This is a genomic window from Streptomyces sp. NPDC001970, assembly GCF_053594115.1.
On the sequence record NZ_JBSFDW010000005.1, the window covers coordinates 16,949 to 36,932 of the forward strand.

Consider the following 19,984-nt stretch of genomic DNA (forward strand, 5'->3'; position numbering starts at 1 on the left):
CCCAGGCCGTGAACACACTCTTGAGCCTGGCTCCGCCCTGCTCAACTCCGGCCGCCGCGAGGCCGGCTCGGATCTCGAGCGGCTGAGCGACCGCATCATCGCCGAGGTTTCAAGCCTCCAGCAGCGCCGCGACGACGCGGTGCTGCTCCTGGCCCGCCTTGACGGCTCCGCGGCCAGGATTCGCCCCGGACAGGAAACCTGCAGATCCAGCGTCCTGGCCTGCACGGGGTCAAGGCGGCACGCAGCGTTGTGGCCGACCGGTTGCGCACGGCCGCGGCCTCCTCATCGCGGAGGCGCTGGCCGGGCCGTGGAACAGCTCCCCGAACGGCCAGGGCAAGACCGTATCGCTGGACGGGCCGATCCCGGATGCCTGAGCCGTGACGATGCCCGTGCCGCGCCGGCGGCCGGCTTCCCTGGCATGGGCAGGTCCGTCAGTCGACTCGCGAAATCGGATGTCGGATACGACTGTGGCCCCGCCCCGTCGGGGCGGCGCCACAGCAGAGCCGCTCAGGGCTGCAGGAAGGGCTTCCTACTTCGTCGTACCCCAGAGCTGGCTGGCGGGCACGTGGGACGGGTTGCCCATCAGCCTGGCGACCCGGATCTGCATGGGCACCGCGGTCCGCTGACCGCCATAGGTGAAGCCGTCGCACTTGTCGGCGCCGGGCGTGATGGTCATCGCATAGGGGTGGGCGAAGTTCGTGGTCGAGCCGTTGACCAGCGGGAAGTGCCCCTGGGATGCGGTCGAGGGCGAGTCCGTGGTGTCGATGATCCAGACGGTCTTGCCGGACGTGTCACACTTCTGCAGGGTGAGGCCCTCGTTCTGGTACGCGGTGTGGGCCAGGCCCACGCACAGGCCAGTGCGCTTGCCGTGCGGCGCGTACTCGACCTCCACTGCGCGCAGGTTGCCGTAGTGCTTGTTCACCTCGGGGGACACGAGGCCGTCCTTGTAGAAGTCGGACACCAGGCCCGCGCGGTGGCCGACGATGTCTCCGGCCGGGTTGGACTTGCTGACGGGGTACATCGCGGTGGGCTGGCCGACCCTCGCCACCCCCCGATACACGGTCTCGACCAGGTTGGGCTGCTCGGACGTGCCGAACTTGGCGCTGTAGATCTGGATGCAGCTGTCGCCACATTCCGGGGTGGCCGCGTTTGCGGAGATTGTTCCCGCCGCACCGAGGCCACCAACCATGGTCACCATCGCCGCCACAGCGAGCACCTTGTTCTTAATAAACATAGAAAATTCCTTCGCTTGGATCACAGTCGTGCCCTGCGCACTGCTCTGGTGGATAGGGCTCAAGCCGACACATCACTCCCGGAAGCAACAGGCGGTCCGCCTGATCGGGATGGGCATGGAGCATGAAACCCTCCCAGGAAGTAGGAGGCGCCTTGCGCTTAGGAGCATATGCTCATATTTTTGCAGCGACAAGGCCGGATTTCACGCGCCACCCTCCGACGCGCCGACGGGCATCGGCGAGGTGTGGACGTCGGGCCGCAGCCAGCAGTGTGACGTCGACGGCCAGGACAAGCCGGCCGTCGGCAGCACGCGGCAGTGGCACCGCGGCCAGGGCCCGCCGCAGCCGACCGATATCGACCCGCCCGCGGGCCACAGCCGCGTAGAGCCCGCCATGGCCGCGGCGGTGTTCGCCCACCAGCAACAACTCGGCCTGCGACCTGACCGGCCCGTCGCCGCACAGAACTCCATCAGCCTGCGGTTGCCCGGCCGCGGGTAGTCGCTTCGACTTGCCTCTGACTGCCGCTCTTCCCCGGGGTTCCCCGCTCGATCTGGCACGACAGTGGCACGGAGGCTGCGTCAGCGCCGGACACGGCGTCTCGTCCACTGCCCGTGTCCGCGTCGGTTTCAGGGACCGGCAGAGGCAGCAGTACGGTTCCGCAACCACGCTGCCTCTGTGGTTGTGAGATTGAGCCAGCGACGCCAACAGACCGGGTGCGGAATTGACCGACTGACCTCACCTCCGGACAAACGTCACAAGATCTGCGACAGAGCCGAATAACGTGATCGTCCACACGCCGGGGCGCTTCCGGCGTAGGCCTTGAGTGAGCCGGCGTTCGCGAACCGGGTGGGGTCGTCGCCGACCTCCGCGAGGACTCGCGCTCCGGTTAAGGATCCGAGGCCGGGAAAGCTGCGGATGACCGGGGCGTCCGGGTGCTCGTTGAAGGCCTGGACGGTTGCTTCTTCGAGCTGGTCAGCGTTGAGGCAGGCGGTGTTCAGCTGCCGGAGCAGAGCGGATGTCTGAACCGCCGACTTGTATGGGGGTAGCGGGACGCGGTCGGGTCGGTAAGCCGGTGATTTCCATGGAGCCCTCCTCTGTCGTGACTCTCTTCCCAGTTCAGAGCCTGTGCAGGGTGCGCGTGCTCCCTAATGGAGGTGCTCAAGGCACGTCATCCCACCAGCCGTTCGCAACCCCAGCGACGCGAGTCGTGCGGTCCTCGGTCTGCTTCAGAGCTGAAACTCAGGCAGTGGCGAGAGGTGATCCGCACAACCGGCTCGGACTGCGCACAGCGGCTCCGCATCCGGGCAGCATTGTCCGTGTGCTGCTTGTCCAGTTTCCGGATCTCGGCGACCAGATCCCAGGCGATGTCCTTGCGGACGGTCTCGACGTCGCCAGTGGGACGGACGGACCGCAGCAGTTTGGCGGCCAGGTCCGCGGACAGTTGGGTCGGGGCACCGCCGGGCAGCAGATCACGCAGCAACGCGTGGAGCTGGTTGACCGTGCGGACCCGGGCCTGGGCCAGATTCACACGCCGTTCGTCCAGGAGAGCCAGCGCCGTAGTGTGGTCCTCGGGCTCGACATCCCGTCCGTCTCCCTGCAGATAGGCGACGGAGGCCGCGGCCGCGGCGTCGATCTGGTCGTTCTTGCGCCGTCCACCGCGGGAGAGTTCGCGCACCCGACTGGTTGCCGCGGCAGGCACGTCGACGACGCTCTCACCGCGTGTGATGAGCCACTGAGCGAGATGCCGGCCCAATCCATTGGCGTTCTCCACCGCCCACTTCCGCTGTGGCCAACGCTTGGCCCAGGCCGGCAGCCGCCGGTAGTCCGTCAGGCTCGCCTCGATCCGTATCGTCCCGATCTGCTGGTTTGATTCCGGCTCGACGGCGGTGGCGGTGTGGGTGGACTTGTGGGGGTCGACACCGAGCAGTATCACGGGACAGCATTCCTCACGGTCGGACGACAGGGCATCCACGGCCGACACGCCGACTTCCGGAACCAACCAGCCGGGACACGCCTCTGTTGAGTCAGACCGCGGACGGACACTGGACCGGCGACATACCCCGGGAGAGCCAGCCCCGAAGAGCGGCAGACGGTTCACGAGTCACCCGGCCCGGCGTCCTACGGCACGCTACGAGCGGCCAACCCGACCGCGTCCCGCTACCCCCATACAAGTCGGCGGTTCACGGCGGGGCGGCAGGCCGCCAGCCTTCGACCGCGAGGCCTACAAGCAGCGCAACACCGTCGAGCGGTGCATCAACCGCTTGAAGCAGTGGTCCGCTTCACCCCGCTCCCGGAGGCGGCCTTCACCCGGTGTTGGAGCCGCCCAGCTCACCGCGCAGTCGGCGGGCCCGTAACACCAGTTCCAGTTCGAATCGGCGGTCTGGGTCGTCGACATCGTCGCCCCACAACTCCCGTATCTGCCGGAGCCGGAGGCGAATGGTCTGCGGGTGGACGCCGAGCCGCTCGGCGATTTCCGGGGCGCCGCCCCGGCTCTCCAGCCAGGCGAGCAGCGTCTCGGCAAGGCGGCGCCCCTGAGTAGGGGCGCACTGCGTCAGCGGCGCGAGTCTGCGCCGGGTGAGGTCGTCGATGAGCTCCTCGGGCGGAAGCAGGACGAGGGCCTCGATGTGCTCGGTGCAGTCGAGCACCCTGCCCGAGGGCAGCCTCCCCTGTTCGATGAGATCGATCGCGGCCCCGGCCCAGCGCAGCGACTTGGCGGCGTCGGCGAGCGGCACGGGTGGCCCGAGGGCGCCCGACCATCCCGCCGTCGCCCGCAGGAGCAGCTCGAGCCGCCCTCGGGCGTCGGGATCGGGCACCACCATGCGCGGCTGATCGCACTCCATATCCAGGAGTACGTCTGAAGGGACGGCCGGTGCGACGGCCTCCGGTGCGGGCCGCACCAACACGGCCACCGCGACGCGTTCGGGCAGCGCCCAGCCGATGCGGGCGGCAAGCTCGGCGAGCGCGTGCGCAGGTTCGTTGCCAGGTCTGCGCCCCCGGCGACCGCCGGCGCCGTTGCGGTATGCAGGCACGGTGACGTTGCCTCCCAACAGCTCATCCATCAGCTGGCGTTGGAGGCGCATTCGCTCACCGGCCTGTCGCGCTGCAGCTTCGGCGTAGCCGCGTACGGACTCAGCGATAAGCCCGTCCAAGTACTCGAAGCCGGCCTCGCCCAGTTCGAAGATGGCGGGGGCGGGGATACCGACTCGCTGGCCGATTTCAGCGAACCGCCGCCATGCCATGCGCATACCCAGCCGGTAGATCGCCTGGAGGACGTCGAGGCTGCGCCCTTGGACGCCTTCTCCCCGGCCGAAGTCCTGGAAGACTTCCTGGTGGGGGTGCGGTTCGTCGGGTCCTGTCGTCATATGGTCGACGAAGTATTCCAGCGAGAGCCTGATGCCCACCAGGGCCCGCGGTTCACCGAACTCATCGAGGATGAGGGGCAATTGGGGAAACTCGCGGCGGACCTCGCTGAAGATCTCCTGAGCCAGGACTGACACTTCGTCCCGTGCGAGGGCGGCGAACTGCCGCACCTGAGCCCGGGGGACGTCCTGCCAGGTCGAGCGATGTGCTGAATCAGGCACCCGGAGCCTCCTATTCTCCCCCTACACCTTCTGACGTGGGGGGACCCCCGGTCTGTTCAAAAGTGACCAGCGGCACGTTCGGCTGCACAGGCGGGGCGTTGAGCACGGCGACCATGCCGAGGGCAGTCCCGAAGGCAAGGGCTGTGGCGACCAGGGAGGTCAAGAGGGCGGGAAGCAGTCTGCGCATGACGCGGGCGACCCCTTCGTCGAAATGCATCGTCGAGGTTGGCGCAGCGCACCGGCCCGGTCCGGCGAACACAACGATCGCACGGCGATCGCGTGACTGCCAATTTTGGAGGGGCGTTGACGCCCTGTCAAGCGCTCCCCTACGGTTTCGGGCCCATGACGCTCTGTCATTCGCATGTGCACTACCCCCCTCCCACCGCTTCCAGGAGTGCTCGTATGCGTAGATCTGCTTCCGCCCTGTCGCTGATCGTGCTGGGGATCGGCGTCTTTCTGCTGGTCCTGGCAACACTGTTGACCTGGTACGTCGAACCGAGAGTCAAGCGCACCCCACTGGGCCCTGACACCACCACGGTCTTCACCGGCACCGGCAGCTACTTCGACACCGGCAGCCTGTCCACCGAGGACGACCGAATGATCACCATCACCCGACACGTGCTCGGGGACGTGGCCGCCGGCGCGGAAAGCGGTCGGGCCGTCTGGGACGTGTCGACGACCATCGACACCCCCGAGTCCCTGTCACTGAGGGACCCGCGCAGGTCGCTGCAGTGGACGGTCGAACGCTGGGTCACCGACCGGCGGACCAACGCACCTGTGCACTGCTGCGACGAGGCGCCCACCCGATTCGAGGGCGATGCCTACCTCAAGTTCCCCTTCGATGTGCAGAAGAAGACCTACCGCTGGTGGGACGGCACTCTGGGGGCGACTGTCTCGCTCCGCTTCGCCGGCACGGAGCGGATACGGGGGCACGAGGGGTACCGGTTCACCGGGTCCGTCGCCCCCACCCGGACCGGCAACCGCCAGGTGCCAGGGCGGCTGGTGGGCAGGCCGGGGCAGGGGCAGATCCAGGCAGAGGAGTGGTACGCCAACTCCGGTATCGCGCTCGTGGTCGACCAGCGCACGGGGCGGATCATCGATGCCTCGATCTCACCCCGCAAGACGTTGCGCGCACCTGGTTCCCGGCGTGACGCGCTCGTTCTGCTGCACGGCCAAAACCTCCGGTTCACTGCACAGACGCAGCGGCAACAGGTGGATCTCGCCGCCGCCGACAGCGCGAGGCTCCGGCTGCTCGGCGAGAAGCTGCCGGTCGGCGCAGGTGCGGCGGGTGGAGTGCTGGGGGTCGCCGGGCTGGGTCTGGTGATGCGGGGAGGAAGGCGGACTCGCTAAACCTGCCCGAAACGAACGACATTTGACCGGACGCGGCCCCGACATTGTCACCTGGGTGAGTAGCCCGCGTCGCACGCACTGCCGAAAACTGTCGCTCCAGCACCATCAGCCGCACTGCCCGGTCGGCCATCTGCACGACTCAGCTGCAGTACACCCCCACCCAGGTACCGCCCCCTGAGACGAGTTGGAGCATCCATGCCTCCGCACGTATGGCAGTCGACGCAGACGGCGACGCCCCAGGAACCCGCAGCCCCTGTGGGCGCCCCGCCGCTCCCCCATCGGATCGTCTTTCTCGCCCGCCGTGATCTCGGCAACCCCGCCGCCGGCGGATCCGAGTTGCTGGTGGACCGCATCGCCGAAGGGCTCACCGCCCACGGTCATGAGGTCACCCTGGTGTGCGGGGGGCCCGCCGCCGAACACCGCCCCTACCGGGTGATCTCGGCGGGCGGCGACGCCGGTCACTTCCTGCGCGCCCGCCGCCGGCTCGCCCGCGACGTCGGTGCATGCGACCTGCTGGTCGAGGTGTGCAACGGCATGCCCTATCTGGCTCCGCTGTGGCACCGAGGACCGACCCTGTGCCTGGTCAACCATGTGCACACGGATCTGTGGGGCATGCGCTACCCGGCGCCGGCCGCACGCATGGGCAGACGTCTGGAGCACTGGGCGCTCGCCGGCGCCCACCGGGGCAACCTCATCGTCGCCGTGTCCCGGTCCACCGCCGACGCTCTAAAGAGCCTCGGGGTGGAGCCCGGCCGCATCAGGCTGGTCCACAACGGCGTCGAGGACCCCGGGGAACTGCTGCCCGAGTCGCCCGAGCCGCTCTTCCTGGCCGTGGGACGACTGGTCGAGTACAAGCGCATCGATCTGCTGTTGCGGCTGTGGGAACGGGTCCGACCGGTGACCGGCGGCCGACTGGTCATCGTGGGCGACGGGCCGGAGCGCGAGAGCCTGGAGGCGATGGCCGGCCCCGGTGTCCACTTCACCGGACACATCTCCGAACAGCGCAAGCACGAACTCCTCTGCCAGGCATGGGTATTGCTCCATCCCTCGGCAGTGGAGGGCTGGGGCCTTGTGGTCACGGAGGCAGCCGCCCGCCACACCCCGGCGATCGGCTTCGACATCCCAGGACTGCGCGACTCCGTCCACGACGGTGTGACGGGCCTGCTGGCGCGCGGCGAGAGCTCTTTCGCCGCGCACTGGTGCACCCTGGCGCTCAGCGAGCGGCGACGCCGGGCGCTGGGCACCGCGGCCGGACGTCGCGCCGAACGATTCCGGTGGAGCGCCACGGTCCGCAGCTTCCGGGCCGTCGCCGCGGAGGCGTCCCTCACCACCTCGCCGGAGAAGTGAGGCGACAGTGCGAGACCCCTCGCTGCGCAGGTCCCTCTCCCTCTTCCGCGCCTTCATGCGTGAACAGAGCGATCCCGAGCTGTGCTACACACTGCTTGCACGCGACGCCGCCGCCCAAATCGAGCGATACGTGCCGCTCCGAGGGGCCGTGGTGGCCGACATCGGCGGCGCCAGCGGGTACTTCACCGAGGAGTTCCGCCGCCGCGGCGCCCACAGCTACCTCTTCGAACCCGATCCGCGCGAGCTTTCCGCGCGCGGACGCACCCCCGACGGGGCGGTCGTCGCCGACGGGTACCTGCTGCCACTCGCGGACGGGGCCGCCGACGTGTCCTTCTCCTCCAACGTCCTGGAACACGTCGCGGACCCGCAGACCTTCGTCAGCGAGATGGCGCGGGTGACCCGGCCCGGCGGGTTGCTCTACGTATCCTTCACCAACTGGCTCTCCCCCTGGGGCGGGCACGAGACCGCGCCCTGGCACTACCTGGGTGCCGAGCGCGCCCGAGAGCGCTACCGCAGACGCACCGGCCGCAGTGCCAAACACACCCTGGGCGAGAACCTCTTCGCCCTCCACATCGGTCCGACCCTGCGGCACATGCGGGCCCGCGACGACGTCAAGGTCGTCTCGGCGCGCTCCCGCTACGCGCCGTTCCTCGCCGAGGCCATCCCACGGCTGCCCGGCATCCGGGAGTTCGCCACCTGGAACCTCCTGCTCATCCTCCGGCGGCTGCCATGACCGAGACACTCGAGACGACGCGCTCACCAGGTTTCCCCGGATCCGGAGGCACGCCCGACCCAAGCCCCACCGCCCCGGCGCCCGCGCAGCCCTGCGGCAGACGCTGGCTGCTGGCCTTCTGGGCCGTGGTGCTCGTCGGCTTCCTCACGCCGTCCGCGGGGAAAATGACCTTCGAGACCAAGCTCGGGGTGGCCGCCGACCCGTGGAAGTTCATCCGCGACCTCGGCGAGCTCTGGCACGACCGAGCGGGTTTCGGCGGCATCGCGGATCAGTACATCGGCTACTCCTTCCCGATCCTGCCGTACTACGCGCTTGCCGATCTGGCCCGGATCCCCGTCTGGTTCGCCGAGCGGCTGTGGCTTTCCCTCGTGGTCACCATCGCCTTCTGGGGAGCGCTGCGGCTCGCCGAGCGGCTGCGCATCGGGTCCCCGTCGACCCGTCTCCTGGCCGCGGCGGCCTATGCGCTGTGGCCGACCTTCACCATCGTCATCGGCTCCACCTCCGCGGCGGCGCTTCCCGGGGCGCTGCTGCCCTGGGTGCTGCTCCCGCTCACCAACCACCGTGTCACGGCCCGTACCGCCGCCACACGCTCCGCGCTGCTGATTCCCTTCATGGCTGGCGTCAACGCGGCGTCGACCCTCGCCTCCCTGCTCCCCGTGGGCCTGTACCTGTTGTCCCGCACAGGTCCCAGACGCCGGGCGCTGCTGGCGTGGTGGGTACCGGGCGTCATCCTCGCCACCGCATGGTGGGTCGTGCCGCTGCTCCTGCTCGGCGTCCACGGCGAGAACTTCATGCCGTACGTCGAGCAGGCGGACGCCACCACCGGCCCTATGTCCGCCACGGAACTGCTGCGCGGCGCTGGCAACTGGGTGGCATACCTCCACTTCGGCGAAGCCTGGCTGCCAGCAGGTTGGACGATGGCCGCCGGATGGTTCGCGGTGCTCGGATCGGCGCTGGCCGCCGCCGTCGGGCTGGCCGGGTTGGCCCGACGTGACCTGCCGGAGCGCCGCTGGCTCCTGCTGACCGTCGTGGTCGTCGCCGCGATCACGCTCGCCGGCTACGGCGGGGCGCTGGGCGCGCCCTTCCACGACACCTGGCGGCAGTGGCTGGACGGCCCGCTGCAGCCGTTCCGCAACATCTACAAGTTCCAGCCGGGGCTGGCCCTGGCGCTGGCGTACGGCCTGGCGCATCTCCTCGCCGCCGAGGTCCGGGGTACGCGCCCGGACAGTGGCCGCCGGCGGATCCCCCTGGTCACCGCGCTGCTCGTCCTGCCCGCCCTCGCCCTGCCCTATCTGAACGGCAACGTCCTCCAGCCCGGTGCCTTCACCGGACTCCCCGTCCACTGGAAGGAGACGGCCGACTGGCTGGAGGACAGCACCCCCGACAGCCGGGCCCTAGTCGTCCCCGCCACCGCCCACGGCATCTACACCTGGGGCTCGCCCATCGACCAGCCTTTGCACGTCCTCGCCGAATCCCGCTGGGCCCAGCGCGATTTCGTGCCCTTCGGCACCCCCGGCGAGCGTCGCGCCATGGACGCCGTCGAGCAGGCGTTGCTGTCCGGGGCGGAGGTTCCCGGCCTGCGCGACTTCCTGGCACGCTCCGGGATCCACAACGTCGTCGTACGCAATGACCTCGACCCGGACCAGATCGGCTACGTGCCTCCCCAGACCGTCAAGCGCACGCTCGAAGCATCCGGTTACCGCAGGGTCGCGGGCTTCGGGCCGCTGACGACCGCCGGCCGGATCGCGGCCGGCACCCCGGTGCAGGTCCAGGGGCTGTTCCCTCGGCAGCGGGCGGTCGAGATCTATGAGCCGTCCGGCACCCGGCGCCCCGGCCCCGTCACCGCCCGGCCGGTTGCCGACACCGCGGTGGTCAGCGGTGGGCCCGAGGCACTGCTGCAGTTGTCGGCCGATCCCGAATTGCGTGACCGGCCCACGGTCCTCACCGGGGACGACCACCCCGGTGTCGACACCCCGGCGCTTCAGCTCACCGCGGACGGTCTGCGCCGCGCCGACACACGGTTCGGCCTGGTCAACACCAACACCTCCTACACCTATACGGCGCAGGAGCGGAACCATCCGGGCAGCCTTCAGGACCCCGGACGTCCTCCGCGGCAGATCCTGCCCACCCGCGGCATCGACCACCAGACGACCGCCGTCCTGCGCGGGGCACGCTCCGTCACCGCCTCTACCAGCGGGAACTGGCTCTTCCACCTGCCGCAGTACGACCCGGTCAACGCCTTCGACGGCAACCCCGGCACCGCCTGGGCGGAGGGCGGCGCCGGCGACCCGGTCGGCCAGTGGCTACGCATCGACTTCACCCGGCCGACCGCCGTTCCCGCGTCGATCTGGCTCACTCCGCTCCCCGGTGACGGCCAGCGCCCTGCCCCGACCTCCGTCCGCGTACAGACCGACCGCGGAAGCACCGACAGTCCGCTCCAGCCTCACGGCACCAAGCAGCAGGTCAGCGCCCCGGCGGGAAGCGCATCGTGGCTGAAGATCACCATCACAGGGTCACAGGCTCCGCGGGCCGGACTCTCCGGCGCGGGGTTCTCCGAGGTGTCCGTCCCAGGCGTCCAGGTCACCCGACTGCTGCAACTGCCGCCGGACGCGCTGCAGACCCGCGCCCCCGCCGAGCGCTACTCGCTGCACCGCGGCAGCGATCCGGGCGGTCTCTCCCCGGTCTCCGCCGAGACGGGGCTGCATCGCCAGTTCAGCACCACGGCCGACGCCCGGTACGCGTTCTCGGGCCGGGCGCTGGCCGTACCGGGCGACGAACTCGACCGGCTGCTGGACCGCATCGCCCCGGAGCAGGTGAAGCGCATCACCGCCACCGCCGACTCCACCAGCTTCGGACTCGGCCCCTCCATCAGCGCACGCAACCTCGTCGACGGCGATCTCACCACCGCCTGGATCGCCGGTGACAAGCCCGTACTCCATCTGCTCTGGCCCGGCAGGACGGCGATCGACGAGATCGTGCTGCCGGCCGCCGGCGGCGTGTCCACCCGCCCCGAGCAGATACTGATCAACTCGCCGTACGGCGCGGCGACCGCGGCCGTGGACGAGAACGGTCGGGCACGTTTCGACGCCATTACCACCGACCGCCTGGACATCACCATCAGCAAGGTCAGCCCCCTGACCGTGCACAACCCCATGGCCGATCAGCGTCTCCAGCTGCCGGTGGGGTTGAGCGAGGTCCACATCCCGGCGCTGGCCAAGCTGCGCACGCCCCCGCCCGACCCGGGCGTCCGCTTCTCCGTCCCATGCGGTCAGGGCCCGATGCTCGCCGTCGACGGTACGCTGCACGCAACCAAGGCTTCCGGGCTTGTCCGCGATCTCGTTGAACGCCGCCCCGTCGCGGTGGAGTTGTGTGCGGGCGAGGAGGCCGACGGGAAGGTGGCGCTCCCCGCGCGACGCCACCGCGTGGAGGCGGGCGACCAGGGGCCACTGGCGCTCACCGACATCACGCTCACGCGGGGCGAGGCCCCCGCACCGTCGGGCGACGGGCGCGAGGTCACCGCTCAGGGAGGGACAGGCGACCGACGCACCGTCCGGGTCGGCCCGGGCGAGGCCGCCTACCTGCAGATGTACGAGAACGCCAATGACGGCTGGCGCGCCACCCTCAACGGCCGCGAACTCGTCCCGCTCCGCCTCGACGGCTGGCAGCAGGGCTTCCTGCTCCCGGCGGGCGAGAGCGGCACCGTCACGCTCTCCTACGAGCCGGCCCGCATCTACGGATGGGGCCTGATCGGTGGCGCGGCGGGGATCGTGCTGCTCCTGCTCTCCGCCCTGGTCCCCCGCCGCGTGCCCCGTGCCCCGCAGTCGCCACCGCCCGGCCCCTCTTGGATCCTGGGCACCCTCGTGCTCACCGCGGTGCTCGCCCTCGTCGCCGGAGCGTACGCCCTGGTCGTCCCCGGTCTGGCGCTCCTGGCCCGCTTCCGCCGCGGACTCCTCGCACCGCTGGCGCTGCTGTCAATGGCCGGGGCGGGCGTCATAGGGGCGCTAGGAGCCGGCGAACCGATCACCGCGGGCCGAGGGGCGTTCGGCGCGGTGGCACAAGCACTGGCGCTGCTGGCCCTGGCCGCCGCAGTGACGACCGTGCCGCACGAACGGGAGGAGACCACCAGATGACCGCACTGCATCCGGCGCGACAGGGGCCCTCGAGCCCGCCGCCGGTTCCCCTCGCCTGTCGCGTCCCGTTCCCGGTGGTCGACGAGATCGCCCGGCACTGCCTCCAGGACGAGGAGCCCGACACCGTCCACATCGAGGTTCACCTGCCACGGCGCATCGAGCACGAGCGGCTGCGGGCGGCCTTCGCGGCAGCGCTCCAACGCCACCCTCGCGTCCTGATGCGCCAGGCCCCGGACCGCTGGTGGCGGCGCCGCTACGAATGGCAGCTCACCGGTGTTCCGGACGTGGACCCGGTCTCCTTCCCGGGGTCCGAACCCGACGCCCTGGCGCGGGCCAGGCAGCGCGCCCTCACCCACTGTCCTCCTCTGAGCACCTCACCACCCCTACGGATGGAGGCGGTCGACCAGGGCGAAGGCAGCGTTCTCGTCCTCACGCTCAACCACACGGCCCTCGACGGACCGTCCTGTATACGCGTCCTGGCCACCGTCGCCGAACTGTACGGCGGGGTCGACAACTCCCCGACCGCAGCGCCCGTAGGGAGCGTGGGCCCGCGCACGGACCGCCCACACAACGGCAGCAGCCGGCCCACCAACCACATTCCCGCCCGGCCGGCGAGGATCGCCGCCGACACCACCGTCAGCGGCGGGGCCGGAACAACCGGCAACGGCATGCTGATCACCGAGCTGCCCGTCCCACAGCGCCCGCCGCGTCCAGCGCCGTACACCGTCAACGACCAACTCCTCGTCGCCACGTGCCTGACCGTGGCCCGCTGGAACCACCTCCACGACCGCCCCACCGCACCGATCGTCGTCACCATGCCCATCGACGACCGCACGCGCGGCGCCGACATGCCCCTGGGCAACGGCACCCGGCTGGTCTCCGTAGGATTCGGCCCGGAGGAACACACGGATGCGGCGCTGCTCACCACCGATCCCCCCGCCCCCGCGGCCGTCGCTCGTCTGCTGCACCGCACGGCCGTCCGGACCCGTGCCCTGAAGGCGACCAACAGGCGCCAACTCGGCCTTGCAGCTGCGGTGTTGACGACTCCAGTGCTGCCGGTCGGGCTCCGTGCCGTCCTCACCCGCGGATTACGCACCGCCGCCGCCCCCTGGACCTCCACCACGCTGGTGTCCAACATCGGCCGCATCCCCTACCCCCTCGACTTCGGGGACGCCGGCCGCCCGACCGCCGTCTGGTTCTCCGCCCCGGCGCGCATGCCCCGAGGGGTGACCGTCACCACCGTCTCCGTGGGCGGCCGGATCCAGCTCGCCCTGCGGTGGTCCCGTGCGCTGCTCGACGACGACGCAGGCACCCGCCTCGGCCGACTCTTCGAGCAGTCGCTCGCCGCCACCTGCTGGTCACCCGGCGGACCAGGGGGCGTCCGATGAGCCAGAGCCCGACTCAACTCCGCGACTTCTACGAGAACCCCGCAGTCCCGGTCGCCTCCGGCGACACCCGCAGCCGCCGCCAGGCGCTGATGCTCGCCCGGGCGATCCGCGGCACGACCGGCGCCACCATCCTGGACATCGGCTGCGGCGACGGTACGGCCGCGGCCACCGCGGCCACCGCCCTCGCCGGTCACACGATCGTCGGCGTCGACTGGTCCCAGGACGCCCTGCGCCGCGCGGCGACGCGCCTGACGCACACCGTTCGCGGTGAACTCGGCGGCACCGGCCTGCCGTTCGCGACTGGCTCCGCCGACGCCGTCCTGTTCAGCGAGGTCATCGAGCACCTCGTCGACCCCGACGCCGCACTGGACGAGCTGCGCCGCGTGCTGCGCCCGGGCGGCCATCTGATGCTGTCCACCCCCAATCTGGCCGCCTGGTACAACCGTCTGCTCCTCCTCGCAGGGGTTCAGCCCGTCTTCTCCGAAGTGAGCATGCGAGGCATCCACGGGCGGCCGGGCACCCAGGTCGTCGGCCATCTGCGGCTCTACACCGCACGCGCCCTGCGCGGCCTGCTCACCGCCTCGGGATTCCACGTCGTACGACTGGCAGGGGCGCCCTACCACGACGTGCCGCGCCCGCTACGCCCCCTCGACCGAGCCGCCTGCTCCGTTCCCTCGGCTGCGTCCATCCTGCTGGTCCACGCCCGGGCCGACAGGGAGTAGGCCGATGACGTGGTGGGGTGTGGCCTCCGCGCTGCTCGCCAACGTCCTGTACAGCGTCGGCTTCGTCCTGGAGAAGCGGGCGCTGGGCGGGCTGCCGGCCCTCCACACCCGTCAGCCCGGCCGGGTGGTTCGCCATCTGCTCAGCAGTCCGCTCTGGATCGGTGGCGCACTGGCCCTGGCCGCCGGTTTCGCCTGCCAGCTCGCCGTCTACCGCACCCTGCCGCTCGTCGCCGCCCAGGGCATCTTCGTCTCCGGTCTGGTCCTCCTACTTCTGTTGTCCTCCACCGTCCTCGGCGAGCGCATGACCGGAAGCGAACGGCAGGGGATCCTCGCGATCCTTCTCGCCCTGCTGATGGTCGTCGCCTCACTGCGCGACAGCAGCGCGGAGACGATCGCCCGCACCGCACCGGCCGGAACGCTCCTGGCCATCGCGCTGCCCTCCGTCGCGGCCGGGCTGTGGCTGTACGGAGCGGCCGAGCGGCGCGCCAGGCGCCGCCATCGCATGCCCACGTCGGGCCTGCCCTACGGAGTCGCCGTCGGCCTGCTGTACGGCGTCAGCTCGCTCGCCATCAAAGGAGTGTCCGGGCTGCTCACGACCGAGGATCTCGCGCAGGCCACCCTCAGGCTGCTCGCCTCCCCCTACCCCTACCTCCTGCTGTTCACCGGAACCACAGGACTGATCCTGTCGCAGACCGCCCTGCAACGCTGCCGGGCCTCCCTGATCGTCCCCGTCTGCACAACCGTCACCTGCGTCTTCACCATCGCCTGCGGAACAGTCGCATTCAGTGAGCCGCTGCCGTCCGACCCGGTGCAGCTCGCCCTGCGGCTGGGCGGCACGGCCGTGGCCGTGTCCGTGCTGCTCGCCCTGCCCCGCCATGACACGCCACCCGTCGAGCCCCCTGACAAGGGGGAACACCCACGCACGCACCCCCGTGGCCCACGTCCACGCCAACGAAGGAGCCGCCCATGAAACCCAACGATCCGCTGCTGAAGATCCTTGCCTGCCCGCTCGACAAGGGGCCGCTGGCCCTCGCCGTCCCCGACGGGCTGCTCTACAACCCCCGTCTGCGCCGTTGCTATCCCATCGTCGACGGCATCCCCCAGCTCCTTCCGTCCTCCGGCGAGCAGGTCACTGACGCGGAACACGAGGAGCTGCTGCTCCGCATAGACGAGGTAGGGGGAGCCCGTCCCCGGTGACGGCGCCCGTTAGGTGGGGTGCCATCGGCCGACGCCTCGCCGAGACGGCGGGGCCGGAAGCGACCGCTCCTACGGCGACTCCACGCCGGCGGAAGCCGGCCCATCGCACCGTCATGTCGCAATGGGGTGGTGCTGAAGCGGCACCTCCAGCGTGCTGCACGGCTCCTACAGCGGTGCCGACGAGACCCGCCACCAAGTTCAACAGCGTGAGCACGGCCAAGGAGCAGCTGCGCGAGCTGGCCCGGCTGGATAGCCCGGTGCCGGAGGGCGCGGACAAGGGCGACGACCTCGGTCGTTTCCCACTCGGCATGCATCGGGTTGCCCCCGCCGCGTGCCACAACAACGCCCTGGGCACGAGGCGGTCGCATGGCTGCCCAAGCATGTCCTGGCGGACGAGAGACTTGGACACGGCCCACAGCCGGGCAGCGTTCTCCCGGTCCAGGGCGTAGGGCGCCACACCCCGCGATGGCACCGGCTCGTTCGTGACCGGTGCGGCTTGCGCGCAGTCCTCGAAGTAGCGGCCGGTGACGCCGTCCACTGTCGGTGAGGCGGCCAGCAGCACCGAGGTCGCTGCGCCCTGCTCGACGGTCTTCTGCGGGGGCAGTGCGAGTCCGGTGGCGTCAGTCCACGCCGCACGGGCTTCACCCGCCGCGACCCGAAGGCCACACTCGCCCCGGACCTGGTCCAGCGCGACTTCACCGCGCCCGCACCGAATCGGCTGTGGGTCACCGACCTCACCATGATCCCTACTGGCGAGGGCCCCTTGTGGCTCTCGGCGATCCGCGACGCGTTCTCCCGCCGGGTGGTGGCCTGGGAGACGTCCGCCCGCGCGGACGCCGACCTGGTCCTCACCACGCTGGAGTACGCCCTCGCATCCCGCGGAGTCGAACCCGGACGGCTGATCCATTATGCCGACCACGGCTGTCAGTACACGTCTATCAAGCTCACAACCCGCCTGATGCGGGCGGGCATTGAGGCGTCCATGGGGTCGGTCGGGGACTCGTACGACCGCCCAGTTCCTCGCCCACGGCTTCGCCGGAGCGATCAAGGCATGGCTCAGTGATCCGTCCATCACCAAAGACAACCTGGTCGACGCCACAGTGGCATGCGCCCCCGCTTGGTGGGCGGTTGACCCCAATGCCCCACCCAAGACAGTTGACCAAGGCCGTCCTTGACCGAGGCCAAGCCTTCGCCGGAAACCCCATGGGCCGGCTTCAGCTGCGCAGCGTCTTCATGGCATCGACCAGGCCTCCAGCTGGTCGAACAGGGTGGTCGCCTGCGTCGTGGTGCTCTCCGGGCTTGCGCAGGTCGGTGAAGAGGCCGCCGCCCATGCCGTCGCCGGCAATCAGCAGCGCTTTACGCCTCGTGCTGCCTCAGCCATTCCTTCTCCTGACCCGGGTCGGGCAGGACCTGGCCGGCTTCGACAGCGGAACGCGCGGGACTGTCCTGGATCACCACCAGGATGCGGTGCTCGGGTATCCCGGCGATGCGGGAAGCAGCCGCCGACAGCTCGAGTGCCAAGTGGGTCGTCTCCTCCTGCGGGTGGCCGCGGCGTGCCCAGCCGCTGATCAGGAGCGGCGCCCCGGGTTCTCCACCGACGTACACGCTGTCCTGGGGCAGTTCGGAGAAGACCACGTTGACGTAGGCGGGCGGAACGTGATTGATCTCCGCGTGGATCCGGGTGATCTCGGCGGCCAGGTCACCCTTGGCGCCGGCCCCCAGCGTTCCCTGGGCGGTGGTGCAGGTGTAGATGGGCACGTCGACTCCTGAGATGTGAGAGCTGTGGGCGTGCCCCCCCAAGGCGTCGGGGGCACGGTGCGTCGGGGATGGTTCGTGGTGGAGGAGGGACCCCGCGGGGTGAGGGCTGATGACGGGGCCGTCGTGGCATGTGGGGTGGTTAGTTGCTGTGGTCGGTGAGGGTCTTGAGGTCGGTGACGGTGTAGGCGAGGTCGAAGTGGAATCCCTTGCCGGTGCGCTGGATGGGCAGGTCGGCGAGTTCTTCGCCACGGGCGGGGAGGAAGGCGAGGTCGGCGGTACCGACCCAGGCGTCGCTGACGGCGGTGTTGTCCAGGACGGACATGACCAGTTCGTGGACGGCGGGCTTGTCGTGTTGTCCGGCGGCCAGGCGGGGGAAGTGGCGGAGGTTGACCACGGGTCGGTTCATCAGCGTGGTGGGGTCAGGAACCGGCTGTTCCAGGGTGATCTTGGCTTCGGCGATGCGCTGTCCGGCGGCGGAGGCGGTGGCGGCGAACTGTCCGCCCTCGCCGAGGACCGGGGTGCCGGGGCCGCCGACGGAGTAGGCGCGGGTCTGGTGGACGGCGCCGAGCTTCTTGGGGAAGCCCTGGACCCAGCCACGAGCCATGGCGGAGTCGTTGTCGACGTAGATGTAGGGGCACCAGGCCACCGGGGTGCCGCTGTAGTGGGCGTCCAGGGTGATCAAGAACTCCCGGTACTGCGAGCGTGCGGGGTCCAGGTACTCCAGACCGGTGGAGGAGTACTGCCAGTCGATGAACATCGCGACGCCGCGGCCGGCTGAGTCCGTGTCGGGCGTCAGGCCCTCGGGCAACGTCGCCGCGGCGGCAGCCGGGTCGGTGAAGAACTCCACACCCACCACGGTGCCGGCGTAGTGCCACGGCGGAGCGGGCGCCAGGTTCGCGATACCACGGGGAGACAGAGGGACGGTGTAACCCTTCATGACACATCCTTCGGGAAGAGACCCAGAGTGAAACGAAACGTAGCGTTTCATCGGGGCGACAGTAGCACGCCTTGACCTATGAACGAAACGATTCGTATCGTTCTATTCATGGCACTCGTCTTCTCCTCAGGTTCGGTGGCCGGTGGGCCGCGTTCTGCTTCAAAAATCCTTGACGCGGCACGGGATGTCCTGTCGGGACAGGGATACACGGCGCTGACCATCGAAGCCGTCGCGACGGCCGCGGGCGTCGGCAAATCGACCATCTACCGCTGGTGGCCCAGCAAGGAGGCGCTCGTCGCCGACGCGCTCGCCGAGATCTTCCGCGCCGAGGAGATCCCCGATCTGGGCGACACACACGCCGAACTGCGCCACGCCGTCGACATGACCATCGACAACTACGCCAACGAGGACATGGCCACCTCGCTGCCCGCACTCGCCGCCGGCCTCCTCCCCCACCCCGAACTCATGGCTCGATTCCGGGAGGCCTTTTTGCACCGCAAGCGCGAGAACATCGCCGCCGCGCTGCACCGCGGAATCCAACGCGGCGACCTGCCGGACGGCCTCGACACCGACCTCGTCCAGGACATCTGGGCCGGCACCATCCTCTACCGACGACTCATGACCGGCTCCCCCCTCGACACCGACCTCGCCGAACACCTTGTCCAACTCGCCACCAACAGTCCCCCGCTGCTCCCTCCCCCAGAAGCGGCGGCGCGTCCAGTTACGGCCCCGTGAAACGGGCTGCGTGTGGTCGGGCGATCAGCGAGCGCGTGGCGGGTGCGCCGATCTGGTGGTTGTGCTGTTCCACATGACGCCGTCCAGCCGACAATCGGCCCGCCAATTGCCCAGTCACGCACCGTGGTCCGGCCGGACACGAGGAAAGGCGCGCTCACGCAAGACCTCAAAAGCCCTTCATTTCCCGGACGGCAGACAGCGGGCAGCCCCGAATTCTGTCCACAAGATCCCCTCCGCCCTGGACGTCGGTCCAGGTCTCCGGCCACTCCTGGGCGACGGCGATGTCGGTCGTCATGGGGCAGAACGTCCCCGGCGGTGTCGGCTCCTGCTCGGTGAACAGGTCCTCGAGGACGGCGCCGCGGTGGTCGTAAGGCTCAGTGATCACTTCCTGTCCGGCGGTCTGCAGGACGTCGAAGTCGATGAAGTGAGCGGGGAGCGTGGTCGCGCGCTGCTCGACGGTCCGCCCGCCGGCGAAGGCGCGGTGCTGCACTGCCTCGAGAGGGAGCCGTCCGTTGCGCCGGACGACGAGCTCACCCTCGAGAAGCACGCCGCCGGCGTAGCGGGACTCGCCGACGCTCCAGCCGATGGCCAAAGGCACTCGGTGTTCTCGGGTGAGGCGATGATGGCGCGCTGGATACGGGCAGCGTGCTCGAGTGCCAGGCGGCCAAGGACGCCGCGGTAACTCCTTCGAGCAGACCGTGATGAAGGCTTGCGTCATCAAGTAGGCGTCAGGAGCAGTGCTCGGCCCGCCGGAATCCATCCGGCGGGCTGCTACCCTACGGGCCCACCGTCAGGTTCGTCACTCTTCGGAGATGTTCGTCCACCTATCGCCCCTGGCGGAGAGGTGACTTGTCGCTTGCTGGACACGCGGAAG

At 69.9% G+C, this 19,984-nt stretch carries 16 protein-coding genes and 3 pseudogenes; 11 read left to right on the forward strand and 8 right to left on the reverse strand.

The features are described from left to right. Positions 1 to 529: 529 nt before the first annotated feature. The 4 genes and pseudogenes from ACWCP0_RS08255 to ACWCP0_RS08270 form a co-directional block, all read right to left on the reverse strand. Positions 530 to 1,234 carry a hypothetical protein gene (locus tag ACWCP0_RS08255; protein ID WP_451078064.1) on the reverse strand — a complete coding sequence of 235 codons (705 nt, stop codon included), beginning with the start codon at positions 1,232 to 1,234 and terminating at the stop codon, positions 530 to 532. 234 nt (positions 1,235 to 1,468) lie between these two features. Further along, a pseudogene (locus tag ACWCP0_RS08260) lies at positions 1,469 to 1,706 on the reverse strand (transposase); the annotation flags it as partial. Positions 1,707 to 2,014: 308 nt separating this feature from the next. Next, positions 2,015 to 2,254 (reverse strand): annotated as a pseudogene (locus tag ACWCP0_RS08265) (transposase); the annotation flags it as partial. A gap of 146 nt (positions 2,255 to 2,400) precedes the next feature. After that, a complete protein-coding gene (locus ACWCP0_RS08270) occupies positions 2,401 to 3,165 on the reverse strand; it encodes an IS110 family transposase (protein WP_451078065.1) in 765 nt (254 codons plus the stop codon). A 250-nt stretch (positions 3,166 to 3,415) separates the two neighbouring features. Between ACWCP0_RS08270 and ACWCP0_RS08275 the strand changes: the two are divergent. After that, positions 3,416 to 3,511, forward strand: a pseudogene (locus ACWCP0_RS08275) (IS5/IS1182 family transposase); the annotation flags it as partial. 24 nt (positions 3,512 to 3,535) lie between these two features. Here ACWCP0_RS08275 and ACWCP0_RS08280 read toward each other — a convergent pair. After that, complete coding sequence (locus ACWCP0_RS08280) at positions 3,536 to 4,813, reverse strand: PucR family transcriptional regulator (protein WP_451078066.1); 1,278 nt, start codon at positions 4,811 to 4,813, stop codon at positions 3,536 to 3,538. Positions 4,814 to 5,215: 402 nt separating this feature from the next. On the opposite strand from ACWCP0_RS08280, the gene ACWCP0_RS08285 reads away from it, so the two are divergent. The 9 genes from ACWCP0_RS08285 (at position 5,216) to ACWCP0_RS08325 (ending at position 16,743) form a co-directional block, all read left to right on the forward strand. Continuing rightward, the gene (locus ACWCP0_RS08285) at positions 5,216 to 6,163 is read left to right on the forward strand and encodes a DUF3068 domain-containing protein (RefSeq protein ID WP_451078067.1); all 948 of its coding nucleotides are present in this window, start codon (positions 5,216 to 5,218) and stop codon (positions 6,161 to 6,163) included. Between the two features lie 195 nt (positions 6,164 to 6,358). Continuing rightward, a complete protein-coding gene (locus ACWCP0_RS08290; protein ID WP_451078068.1) occupies positions 6,359 to 7,510 on the forward strand; it encodes a glycosyltransferase family 4 protein in 1,152 nt (383 codons plus the stop codon). A gap of 7 nt (positions 7,511 to 7,517) precedes the next feature. Beyond that, positions 7,518 to 8,243 (forward strand): class I SAM-dependent methyltransferase, encoded by a 726-nt coding sequence (locus tag ACWCP0_RS08295; protein ID WP_451078069.1) that lies wholly within the window; start codon positions 7,518 to 7,520, stop codon positions 8,241 to 8,243. Continuing rightward, positions 8,240 to 12,373 (forward strand): alpha-(1->3)-arabinofuranosyltransferase domain-containing protein, encoded by a 4,134-nt coding sequence (locus ACWCP0_RS08300; RefSeq protein ID WP_451078070.1) that lies wholly within the window; start codon positions 8,240 to 8,242, stop codon positions 12,371 to 12,373. Before ACWCP0_RS08295 ends, ACWCP0_RS08300 begins: the two co-directional genes overlap by 4 nt. Next, positions 12,370 to 13,761 carry a condensation protein gene (locus ACWCP0_RS08305; protein ID WP_451078071.1) on the forward strand — a complete coding sequence of 464 codons (1,392 nt, stop codon included), beginning with the start codon at positions 12,370 to 12,372 and terminating at the stop codon, positions 13,759 to 13,761. Before ACWCP0_RS08300 ends, ACWCP0_RS08305 begins: the two co-directional genes overlap by 4 nt. Then, entirely contained in the window at positions 13,758 to 14,483 is a 726-nt protein-coding gene (locus ACWCP0_RS08310) for a class I SAM-dependent methyltransferase (protein ID WP_451078072.1), read from the forward strand. The genes ACWCP0_RS08305 and ACWCP0_RS08310 overlap by 4 nt, the downstream gene beginning before the upstream one ends. Before the next feature lie 4 nt (positions 14,484 to 14,487). Then, positions 14,488 to 15,453 (forward strand): DMT family transporter, encoded by a 966-nt coding sequence (locus ACWCP0_RS08315; protein WP_451078073.1) that lies wholly within the window; start codon positions 14,488 to 14,490, stop codon positions 15,451 to 15,453. Then, the gene (locus ACWCP0_RS08320) at positions 15,450 to 15,680 is read left to right on the forward strand and encodes a Trm112 family protein (protein WP_451078074.1); all 231 of its coding nucleotides are present in this window, start codon (positions 15,450 to 15,452) and stop codon (positions 15,678 to 15,680) included. Before ACWCP0_RS08315 ends, ACWCP0_RS08320 begins: the two co-directional genes overlap by 4 nt. 679 nt (positions 15,681 to 16,359) lie before the next feature. After that, positions 16,360 to 16,743 carry a transposase gene (locus ACWCP0_RS08325; RefSeq protein ID WP_451078291.1) on the forward strand — a complete coding sequence of 128 codons (384 nt, stop codon included), beginning with the start codon at positions 16,360 to 16,362 and terminating at the stop codon, positions 16,741 to 16,743. Positions 16,744 to 17,036: 293 nt separating this feature from the next. Here the strand turns inward: ACWCP0_RS08325 and ACWCP0_RS08330 are convergent, their stop codons facing one another. Together ACWCP0_RS08330 and ACWCP0_RS08335 are read right to left on the reverse strand one after the other, a co-directional pair. Next, positions 17,037 to 17,438, reverse strand: coding sequence for a tautomerase family protein (locus tag ACWCP0_RS08330; RefSeq protein ID WP_451078075.1), 402 nt, complete (start codon positions 17,436 to 17,438; stop codon positions 17,037 to 17,039). A gap of 139 nt (positions 17,439 to 17,577) precedes the next feature. Beyond that, positions 17,578 to 18,375, reverse strand: a complete 798-nt coding sequence (locus ACWCP0_RS08335; protein WP_451078076.1) for an acetoacetate decarboxylase family protein — start codon at positions 18,373 to 18,375, stop codon at positions 17,578 to 17,580. Positions 18,376 to 18,483: 108 nt separating this feature from the next. Here ACWCP0_RS08335 and ACWCP0_RS08340 point away from each other — a divergent pair, with 108 nt between their 5' ends. Next, positions 18,484 to 19,110, forward strand: a complete 627-nt coding sequence (locus ACWCP0_RS08340) for a TetR/AcrR family transcriptional regulator (protein WP_451078077.1) — start codon at positions 18,484 to 18,486, stop codon at positions 19,108 to 19,110. 166 nt (positions 19,111 to 19,276) lie between these two features. Here the strand turns inward: ACWCP0_RS08340 and ACWCP0_RS08345 are convergent, their stop codons facing one another. Then, on the reverse strand, positions 19,277 to 19,708 hold the full coding sequence (locus ACWCP0_RS08345; RefSeq protein WP_451078078.1) for an ATP-dependent DNA ligase: 432 nt from the start codon (positions 19,706 to 19,708) through the stop codon (positions 19,277 to 19,279). Between the last annotated feature and the right edge of the window lie 276 nt (positions 19,709 to 19,984).